Origin of the sequence: Achromobacter ruhlandii (assembly GCF_002082135.1) — a bacterium.
Lineage (GTDB): Bacteria > Pseudomonadota > Gammaproteobacteria > Burkholderiales > Burkholderiaceae_B > Achromobacter > Achromobacter ruhlandii.
In genome coordinates, this window is record NZ_CP017433.1 from 3,243,703 (window position 1) to 3,252,725 (window position 9,023).

At 70.1% G+C, this 9,023-nt stretch carries 12 protein-coding genes; 4 read left to right on the top strand and 8 right to left on the bottom strand.

Annotated elements, in window-relative coordinates; translation table 11 throughout:
* Positions 1 to 4 precede the first annotated feature (4 nt).
* Positions 5 to 715: a PIG-L family deacetylase gene (locus tag AruCF_RS14625; RefSeq protein ID WP_049073786.1), complete on the bottom strand. Its 711-nt coding sequence runs from the start codon at positions 713 to 715 to the stop codon at positions 5 to 7.
* A 124-nt stretch (positions 716 to 839) separates the two neighbouring features.
* On the opposite strand from AruCF_RS14625, the gene AruCF_RS14630 reads away from it, so the two are divergent.
* The gene (locus AruCF_RS14630) at positions 840 to 1,919 is read left to right on the top strand and encodes a mechanosensitive ion channel family protein (protein ID WP_049073788.1); all 1,080 of its coding nucleotides are present in this window, start codon (positions 840 to 842) and stop codon (positions 1,917 to 1,919) included.
* 26 nt (positions 1,920 to 1,945) lie between these two features.
* Here the strand turns inward: AruCF_RS14630 and AruCF_RS14635 are convergent, their stop codons facing one another.
* The 7 genes from AruCF_RS14635 to AruCF_RS14660 all read right to left on the bottom strand — a co-directional run bounded on the left by AruCF_RS14635 (position 1,946) and on the right by AruCF_RS14660 (position 6,558).
* Positions 1,946 to 2,353, bottom strand: a complete 408-nt coding sequence (locus AruCF_RS14635; RefSeq protein WP_049073789.1) for a hypothetical protein — start codon at positions 2,351 to 2,353, stop codon at positions 1,946 to 1,948.
* A 120-nt stretch (positions 2,354 to 2,473) separates the two neighbouring features.
* Positions 2,474 to 4,177 carry a phosphoglucose isomerase-related protein gene (locus tag AruCF_RS14640; protein WP_158324578.1) on the bottom strand — a complete coding sequence of 568 codons (1,704 nt, stop codon included), beginning with the start codon at positions 4,175 to 4,177 and terminating at the stop codon, positions 2,474 to 2,476.
* A 117-nt stretch (positions 4,178 to 4,294) separates the two neighbouring features.
* Complete coding sequence (locus tag AruCF_RS14645) at positions 4,295 to 4,549, bottom strand: hypothetical protein (RefSeq protein ID WP_049073790.1); 255 nt, start codon at positions 4,547 to 4,549, stop codon at positions 4,295 to 4,297.
* A gap of 27 nt (positions 4,550 to 4,576) precedes the next feature.
* Entirely contained in the window at positions 4,577 to 5,083 is a 507-nt protein-coding gene (locus AruCF_RS14650; protein ID WP_049073791.1) for a YciE/YciF ferroxidase family protein, read from the bottom strand.
* Between the two features lie 135 nt (positions 5,084 to 5,218).
* A complete protein-coding gene (locus AruCF_RS14655) occupies positions 5,219 to 5,719 on the bottom strand; it encodes a DUF421 domain-containing protein (RefSeq protein ID WP_049073792.1) in 501 nt (166 codons plus the stop codon).
* Positions 5,720 to 5,788: 69 nt separating this feature from the next.
* Entirely contained in the window at positions 5,789 to 6,091 is a 303-nt protein-coding gene (locus AruCF_RS29195; protein WP_144419134.1) for a hypothetical protein, read from the bottom strand.
* Entirely contained in the window at positions 6,088 to 6,558 is a 471-nt protein-coding gene (locus tag AruCF_RS14660) for a low affinity iron permease family protein (protein WP_080977426.1), read from the bottom strand. The genes AruCF_RS29195 and AruCF_RS14660 overlap by 4 nt, the downstream gene beginning before the upstream one ends.
* Before the next feature lie 116 nt (positions 6,559 to 6,674).
* Here AruCF_RS14660 and AruCF_RS14665 point away from each other — a divergent pair, with 116 nt between their 5' ends.
* The 3 genes from AruCF_RS14665 to AruCF_RS29930 all read left to right on the top strand — a co-directional run.
* Positions 6,675 to 7,760: a calcium:cation antiporter gene (locus tag AruCF_RS14665; RefSeq protein WP_049073794.1), complete on the top strand. Its 1,086-nt coding sequence runs from the start codon at positions 6,675 to 6,677 to the stop codon at positions 7,758 to 7,760.
* Between the two features lie 61 nt (positions 7,761 to 7,821).
* Entirely contained in the window at positions 7,822 to 8,577 is a 756-nt protein-coding gene (locus tag AruCF_RS14670; RefSeq protein ID WP_049073797.1) for an endonuclease/exonuclease/phosphatase family protein, read from the top strand.
* Positions 8,574 to 9,023, top strand: a 450-nt coding sequence (locus AruCF_RS29930) for a phospholipase D-like domain-containing protein (protein WP_254431131.1), incomplete at its 3' end; no start/stop codon positions are given. The genes AruCF_RS14670 and AruCF_RS29930, both read left to right, overlap by 4 nt.

A 9,023-nucleotide genomic window follows, 5' to 3' on the forward strand; every position in this document is an offset into this window, starting at 1 on the left:
CGGTTCACCCGTCGAGCAGGCGCCAATAGCGCTCGTCGCGGCCCAACTGGTCTGCCTGCCGTCCGAGGCCCTTGAGCTGGGACGCATAAGCCGCGAGCACTCGCGCCTTGCCCGCCACATCCGGACGCCAGTCCAGCGGCGCCATGCGCACGCCGCGCGCATGCAGGCGCCCCAAGCGTTCCTGCAATTGGCCCGGCAGGTCCCGGTAAGGCACATCTTCATAGGCGAACCACACGGCTTCGCGGCGCGCCTCGCGGACCAGCAAGGCGGCGTCGCTGACGCGCACATGGTCGTGGTGCAGCAGGCCCATCGGGATCAGCACGCCGTCGGGCCGCAGGTCCGCCACGAGCCGCAGCAATCGTTCCGTCAGCGCCGGCATGTCGGCGTCCGCGCAAGGCAGGTACTGGCTGTCGATGAAATCGAGCGTCATGCGCTCGGCCCGGACCTCTTCCAGGGCGCGATCATCCTCGCCGGCGCGGGTCCGCATGGCCTGGCCGGCACTGGCGAAGCCGCAGCGGCGATCCCAGTCGGTCAGCATGCCTGCGTCCGGCGGCAGGCCGCTGTACACCGTCGCGACGACACTGCCGGGCCGCGCGCGCAGCAGGCCCGCGCAGCTGAGCGCCGCGTCGTCCAGATGGGGCGAGAGGATGACGAGGCGGGGCAATGCGGCGGCGTCGTCCAGGGACAGTGGCCGGGAGGCGGGATTGGCCGGCATGGGAGGCGATCCTGTCTGGTAGGGATGAAACGCATCCAGCAACTGCCGTGCCACCGCACCGCCAGAGGCCGGCCGGCGGCACGGCAGTTGCTGCGTGGCGGCATCCCCTTCCCCCGGAGACGACATGCCCTCCCCCTGGTTTTCCTTCTCCACCCTGCTCGCCGATCATCCCGTCGCGCTGTGGCTCGCGGCGCTGGCGACGGGCGCCGCGCTGTGCGGCCTGCTGATGCTGGTCCTGCGCCTGGCGCGGGCACGCCTGGATCGCCTGGCGCGATCCCCCGGCCAGGGGATCGCCGGCGCGGCGTCGCGCATCCTGCTGCGCACCAACTGGGTGATCCTGGCGCTGGCCTCGCTGCTGCTGGCGGCGGACCTGGTGGGCGCGCCGCTGCCAGGACGCGCGGGCCCGGGCCACCTGTGGTTCGTCCTGATCGCGCTGCAACTGGCGCTGTGGCTGGATCGCGGCATCGACGTGGGCCTGGCCCACGCCGTGGCGGCGCGCGGGCGCACCGGCTCCATCACCGCCACGCTGCTGTCGTTCCTGCTGCGGGCGCTGGTCTGGGTGATCGTGCTGCTGGCCATGCTGGACAACGTGGGCGTGAACATCACCGCGCTGGTCGCCAGCCTGGGCATCGGCGGCGTGGCGGTGGCGTTGGCGGTGCAGACCATCCTGAGCGATCTGTTCGCGTCGATCTCGATCGGGTTGGACAAGCCATTCGAGGCCGGCGATTTCATCGTCTTCGGCGCCGTGGCCGGCAGCATCGAGCACGTCGGCCTCAAGACCACCCGCATCCGCAGCCTGGGCGGCGAACAGATCGTGTGCTCGAACACCGAGCTGCTCAAGCAGACAATCCAGAACTACAAGCGCATGCAGCAACGGCGCATTGTGTTCTCGATCCGGGTGGCGTATCGCACCCCGGTCGACCAGGTGGCCGCCATCCCCGCCATCATCCGCGCGCGCATCGAGGAACAGCCGGACACCCGCTACGACCGCGCCCACCTGGCGCGGCTGGGCGAGAGCGCGCTGGAATTCGAGGCGGTGTATTACGTCATGAGCGCCGACTACAACCGCTACATGGATCTGCAACAGGCCATCTACCTGGGCGTGATGCGCGACCTGCAGGCCGCCGATATCGCGCTGGCGCTGCCCGAAAGCATCCTGCACCTGGCACGGCGCGCGGCGCGCGGGGAGGAAGCGGCGGCGTGAGTTCCGCGCCGCCGCCCGGCGCTGCGTCAGCGCGTGTCGGTGGTGCCGCCGGAACCGGCCGACGCGCCGGAGCCCGGCATGCCGCCCTGCCCCGTGGAGCCCGTGCCGCCCTGGCCACGCGCCGGGCCGCGGCTATCGGTGCCGCCTTCGCCTTCCAGGCGCCGGGCCGGACGGTCATCCTTGGCCGGACGCGGCTCGCCTTGCGGCGACTGCGACTTGGGCACGGCGCGCGAATCGCCTTGTCCCGGTTGCGCCTTGGGTTGCGGCTGCGGGCTCGCCTGCCCGGGCTGCGCCTTGGGCATCGGCTTGGGGGCCGGCGCGGTGGTCGCGGGCGGCGTCGCATTGCCGTCCGGCTGTCTGCCCTGGGCCCACGCGGAGGCGGTGGCCAGGGCGCCGAGCGCGGCGGCGCTGATGATGAGTCGGGAAAGCTTCATGGGATATCTCCAATAAGGTACGGCCCGGTCCGGGCCGGACGCGGCCGGGCGTTGCACGGCCTGAGGTGGGGGAGCATCGGGTGTGAAGAACATCGGGTAAAGCGCCTCGGGCAAATTGCCTCAGGCGGCGCGGACGCCCGCGCCGTGAGCCAGGTCCTGGCGCAGCAGCGCGGCAAGCCGCGCCAGGCCGGCGTCGAGATCCCCCGAAATGTGGATGCGCAGGCATTGCCGGCCTCGCGCCATCAGTTCTTCCATGTCGGCGCGCGCCTGGGCGACCTGCGTGGCGCCAAAGCTTGCGCCATGGCCCGGCGCGGCCAGCGCTTGCGGCGCATCGGCGGTGATGAACAGGAACACGCCGCCCGCGGTTCCCCCCTTGTGTAGTTGCCCGCAGGAATGCAGGTAACGCGGACCAAAGCCGCCCACCGTGGCCGCGCCGGTGCCGCCACGCACGCAGTCGCGCGCCGATGCCAACCAGCGTTCGCAGTCTGCGTCGCGCGGCAAATACGCCAGCAGCGCCACGTAGCCGCCCGCGTCCAGGTGCGCCGCCAGCCGCGCGAACGACGCCGGCGCCGCCGTGGGCGCACCGTGGAAGGCCAGCGGCCCTTGCACCCGCAGCAATGCGCACGTCTGCGCGCCGGCCGTGCCATCCGGCGCCGCCGCCAGGCTGCGCGCGCGCGCCTTGCTGGCCTCGACGTCGGGCTGGTCAAAGGGATTGACGCCCAGCACGGCGGCGGCGATGGCGGTGGCCGCCTGCCAGCGGAAGAATTCCTGCCCCACCGATAACGCCGCGCCGCTGTGGCAGGTCACCACGGGATGGCCTGCGGCGGCCAATTGCCGCACCCTGGCCTCCAGCCCGGCGGATTGCCCGTTGGACAGGTGGACGAAGAGCCGGTCGCGGCCATAGTCCGCCGGCTCGGCCAGGGGTTCCTGGGCGATCGGAATCAGGCCCTTGCCGTCCTTGCCGGTGGATTCGGCCAGCAGTTGCTCCAGCCAGCAGGCCAGCGCTTCCAGGCCCGGGTCGGCCAGCAAGGTGACCTTGTCGTGGCCGGCGAGCGCCGCCTCGCCCAGCAGGGCGCCCAGCACCAGGCCGGGATTGCGCCTCGGGTCGCGGCGCGCGGAACAGGCGCGGCGCATGGGCTGGGTGGCGCGCAACAGGCGGGCCGGATCATGTCCCATCAGCGCCGCCGCCGCCAGGCCGAACGCGGACAGCACCGAATAGCGGCCGCCCACGGCGGGATTGCCCAGGAAGATCGCCGCGTAGCCCTCCTGGAGCGCGCGCGCATGCAGCGGCGTGCCGGGATCGGTGATGGCGACGAAGCGGCGGGCGGCTTCCTGCCGGCCCAGCCGCCGCGCCACGCACTGCTGGAAGTAGGCGGCCAGCATGCCGGACTCCAACGTAGTGCCCGATTTGCTGGCGACCACGAAGAGCGTGCGGGTCAAGTCCAGCCGCGCCTGCAGCGCCAGGATCTGCGCCACGTCGGTGGAATCGAGCACGTGCAGGCGCAAGCCGCCGCCGGCCACGCCCAGGATGTGCGCCAGCGCCTCGGCGCCCAGCGTGGCGCCGCCCATGCCCAGCCATACCGTATCGGTAAAGCCCGCCACGCACAGCCGGCGGCAAGCGGCCGCGAGGCGGCCAAGGTCCGTCGGGGCGGTGCCAGGCCGCAGCCAGCCCAGCCATTCGCTTTCGTCGCCACCGCTCCAGAGGGTGGCGTCCCCGGCCCACAGGCGTTGCGCCCACGCCTCTTGCGTGGCCGTTGCCAGACGCCGCTCCAGGTTGGCCGCCAGGGTGGCGGGCAAGACATGCGAGAAGCCGTTCAACGGCACGCGCGGGGTCGCCCGCCGCGCGGGCGGGCGTCCGGCCGCCATCGCGGAGGGCGGCGCGCGGCGCGCGGAAGGGGTGGGTATGGCTGTCGGCGGTGCGTACATGTCCATGGCGGTTTCCTAGAGTGCGCGTCCACTGCGCGCCCATACTTGCTGTTCGGGGCCGGTATCGCCGAGTCGATCGATGCCCGGCGTCTGTTGCGGATCGACTTCCGGCATCGGATTGGGCAGGCTGTCGGGCGGCCAGCGGCCGCGCCGGTCCGCCTTTTCATCGCGCGCGGGCGGGTCGGGCGACTCGGCGGGCGATTGATCGGGCCGGGCCGGCGCCTTGCGGCCCGGGTCTGGCGCCTCCGGATGCGTGATGGCATTGCCCATGGCGGTCTCCTGATCGTCGTGTCGATATCACGCGGCCTTGCCGGCCCGCGCCGCCTTGGCATTGGCCTGCTCCAGCGCCAGCGTGGTCAGCTTTTCATCGGCGGCTTTTTCCTCGGCCAACGTTTCCTTGAGCAGCGCCAGCGCATCGCCATGTCCCAGCTGCTTGGCAAAGGTGCACAGCGTGCCGTAGCTGGCGATCTCGTAGTGCTCGACCTTCTGCGCCGACGCGATCAGCGCGGCATCCAGCACGGGGCCTTTTTCGACTTCCTCGATGACGTCGCGGCCCTCTTCCACCAAGCCCTCCATCGCCGCGCACTTGACGCGCTTGAGCCGCAGGCCCGTTGCCTCGACGATCTTGTCGATCCGTTCCACCTGGCCCCGGGTTTCCTCCAGGTGCGCGGTGAAGGCCTCGGCGAGCTTGGCCTCGCTGGCCGCGCGCGCCATCTTGGGCAAGGCGCGGGTAAGTTGCTTCTCGGCGCTGTAGATGTCCGACAGTTCGTGGATGAAGAGATCCTGCAAAGTCTTTTGCGTCATGGTTGACTCCTGTGTGTTTCCGGCGGGGTTGCCGCGGCGTGATCGGTGGGTCGCGGCTGATGCCGCCGGCTCTCTCCAGCAACCGCCGTGCCGAAGGCGCCGCGGACCGCGCCGTTCGCGCGTCACGCGTCCGCTTTACGTATCCTTGCCGCCCTTTTTCCTGAGCACGCTGATATTGCCGTCCGCCTCCATGTAGGCGCGGCGCACCTCGCTCAAGTCGCTCACGCCTTTCAGCCGCAGCTCGCTCATCAGTTCGTCTTCGGTGATGTACTCGCGCCGCAGGTTGCGCCGAGCGATGACGCCGTCATGGATCAGGCATACACGATCGGCGGCCAGCAACCGACCGACCGGTTTGAAGAAATAACCCGCGCGGTCCACCACGACCGTCCAGCCGACGATGGTGGACACCAGCACCAGGCCGTCGACGATGGACTTGTATTCGCCCGCCATGGCGTTCTGGGCCGCGTCGGCGATCAGTACCAGCACCAGCATGTCAGCCACCCCGAAGGAGCCGATGTCACGCCGGCCCGCCAGCCGCAGCAGAACGAAGATGAACCAGTAGACGATGCTGCCGCGGATGATGATCTCGACCGGGGCGATCGAGAAGGAGAACATCTCCGACCAGTCAGGACTCATGACCTGCCTCCCAGATTGGAGCGGCGGCGGTCGCGCCGGACCCAGCGGGCCGGCGGCGACGGCGCGCGCTCATTTCGGCCGGGGATCGTGGATACCGTGATCCCTTTCCACCAGATCGCCATGCCGCGGGCGTGGCAGCAAATTGGCCAGCACCCGCGACACGTTGCGTGCCCCCTGCCAAACCGCGGCATCGCAGTCCAGCTCCTCATGGCGGGTGGCGTAGGCCGGTAGTGACCGGTATCGCGCTCCAGCCCCGCGCTCCGCCGCGAATGCCGGATCCTGGAAACGCCGCATGAAGCGATCGCGAACGGTGTCGCGATCCGGCGGGCCGCCGTACTGACCCTTGCGGACGGTCGGCGTGGCATGGCTCATTGCCGCCTCCGGGTCCGGGCACGCTTGCGCCGCTGCGTGCGGGCGCGCGCCGTGCAGGCCGCCGCCAGCGCCAGCAACTTGTCTTCGTCCAGGCGCTCGGCGTCGACCAGCCGCTCGTCGGCGCCCTGGAGCGCGATCAGCAACTCGTCCAGCTTCAGGTGCACGGCCTCGCTGTCCTTGTTCTGGCTCTGCTGGATCACGAACACCATCAGGAAGGTGACGATGGTCGTGCCGGTATTGATGACCAACTGCCAGGTTTCGGAATAATCGAACGCCGGACCGGAAAGTCCCCACACCACGACCGCGATCAACGCCAGCCCGAAGGCGACGGGCGAACCCGCCCCTCGGGTCACATGCGCGGCGAAATGGTCGAAGAAACGGGAGACGGGATTGCCACGGCCGCCCCCCTGCTCGGGGGACGTTCGCTTCGACGATGATGGCCGCCTGGGTACGCGGGTGATGGGCATGGGGTCTGTTTCCGGTCCGACGAAACCGTTGATCCAGCAAGCCGCGTGCCCGCCGCGCGCGCCGCCGGCGGCCCGGCCGTGCTAGGCTCGCACTATTGCGGCCTGCCCCAGTCCCGATGAAATCCATTCTGCAGTCAGAGAAGTTCCTGCTCCTGGCCTGCGCCGTCGCGATCGCCGGATTCGCGCTCGATTCCCGCCTGGGCGGTTACGGCCGCCTGTCCAGCCTGCTGGAAAGCGCGGTGCTGATCGGCGCCATCCTGGCCGCGTCGCTGAGCGTGGCGCGCCACGCCGAGCGCATCGCCCGCAAGCTGGGCGACCCCTATGGCAGCATGATCCTGACGCTGTCGGCGGTACTGGTCGAGGTGATCGTGCTGGCCATCGTCTCGTCCCAGGCGGGCTCGCCGACGCTGGTGCGCGACAGCATCTATTCGGCCGTCATGCTGGACATCAATGGCATCCTGGGCGTGGCCGCGCTGATCGGCGGCTTCAAGCACGGCGAGCAGGCCTACAACGACGATTCCGCGCGCACCTACAGCGTCATGATCCTGACCGCCGTGACGGTGTCGATGATCATCCCCGAATTCGTGCCCCAGGCAGGCTGGCGCGCCTACAGCGGCTTCACCATCGTGGCGATGCTGTTGCTGTACGGCGTGTTCCTGCGCATGCAGACCGGCCCGCACAGCTACTTCTTCAGCTACAGCTATCCGGACAAGAAGACGCGCCAGCCGTCGCCGCCCTCCGGCTACCCGAGCCGGCGCCAGTCGATCGTCGTCATGGCGGTTGGCATTGCCGCGGTGGGCGCGCTGGCCGAGCTGATGTCGCATTCCCTCAATCGCGGCCTGGCGGGCATGGCGGTGCCCGCCGGCCTGGTGGCGCTGATCGTGGCCGGCATCTCGGCCGCGCCGGAGATGCTGACCGCCCTGCGCGCCGCCCTGGCCAATCGCATGCAGTCGGTCGTCAATATCGCGCTGGGGGCTTCGCTGTCCACGGTGATCCTGACCGTGCCCGCCATGGAGGCGCTGGCGTTGTTCTCCGGGCAGCGCATCGACATCGCAATGACGCCGCTGCAGACCCTGATGATGCTCGTGACCCTGCTGGTGGCCGCCATCAACCTGAATGACGGCCAGACCAACGCGATCGAGGGCATGACCCATTTCGTGCTGTTCGGCGCCTTCCTGATGCTGTTGGCGCTGGGACTGTAGCGCTACTGGCGCCAGGCACGGCACTTGCTACCGGGCGAGGATTACCGCGCCTGGAGACGCCATGCCTGCCCCCGCCACCTTGACGGTGCTGACCGTCAATACCCACAAGGGCTACACCAGCTTCAACCGCCGATTCATGCTGCCCGACCTGCGCGACGCGCTGCGGTCGGCGGCGCCTGACCTGGTGTTCCTGCAGGAGGTGGTGGGGGAACACCAGGGCATGGCGGCGCGCCGTCCGCAGGGCTGGCCGGCCGCCTCGCAGTACGAATTCCTGGCCGACACGCTATGGCGCGATTTCGCCTACGGCCGCAACGCCGTCTATCCGGCCGGCCACCATGGCAACGCGGTGCTGTCGCGCTATCCGATCACGCGCTTCGAGAACCATGACGTCAGCATCGGCCGCCATGAAAGCCGCGGCCTGCTGCATTGCGTGCTGGAAATACCTGGCAGCGCCCGCGCGCTGCACGCGATCTGCGTCCACCTGGGCTTGCGCGAGGGCCATCGCCGGCGCCAGATCGCCAGTCTGTGCCGCCTGGTGGCGCGCGACGTGCCCGCCGGCGAGGCGCTGCTGATCGCCGGCGATTTCAACGACTGGCGCCTGAATGCCGATGGCCTGCTGCGGGATTGCCGGGTGCGCGAGGTCTTCACCTCGCGCCTGGGCCGGCCGGCCCGCACCTTTCCCGCGCGCTGGCCGCTGCTGCGGCTGGACCGCATCTACGTGCGCGACGTGCGGGATTGGCGGCCGGTGCCGCTGGCCTCGCGGGTCTGGTCGCGCCTGTCCGACCACGTGCCGATCGCGGCGGAGATCGCGCTATGACGCCCCCGCCGCTGGGCTGGCGCGACGGCAACCGCTACACCTTGCTGGAAAACGGCGAGGCCTATTTTCCGGCGGTGCGCGCCGCCGTGGACGCCGCCGGCCGTGAAATCCTGGTCGAGACCTTCATCCTGTTCGACGACCCGGTCGGGCGCGATCTGCAACGCGGCCTGATCGCCGCCGCGCGGCGCGGCGTCAGCGTGGATGTACTGGTCGACGGCTATGGGTCGGACGCGCTGTCCGATGCGTTCCTGGCGCCGCTGACCGACGCCGGCGTGCGCGTGCATCTGTTCGATCCGCGCCCGCGCCTGCTGGGCGTGCGCACCAACCTGTTCCGGCGCATGCACCGCAAGACCGTGGCGGTGGACGGCGCCTGCGCCTTCATCGGCGGCATGAATTTCTCGGCCGACCACCTGCGGGACTATGGGCCGGAGGCCAAGCAGGACTAT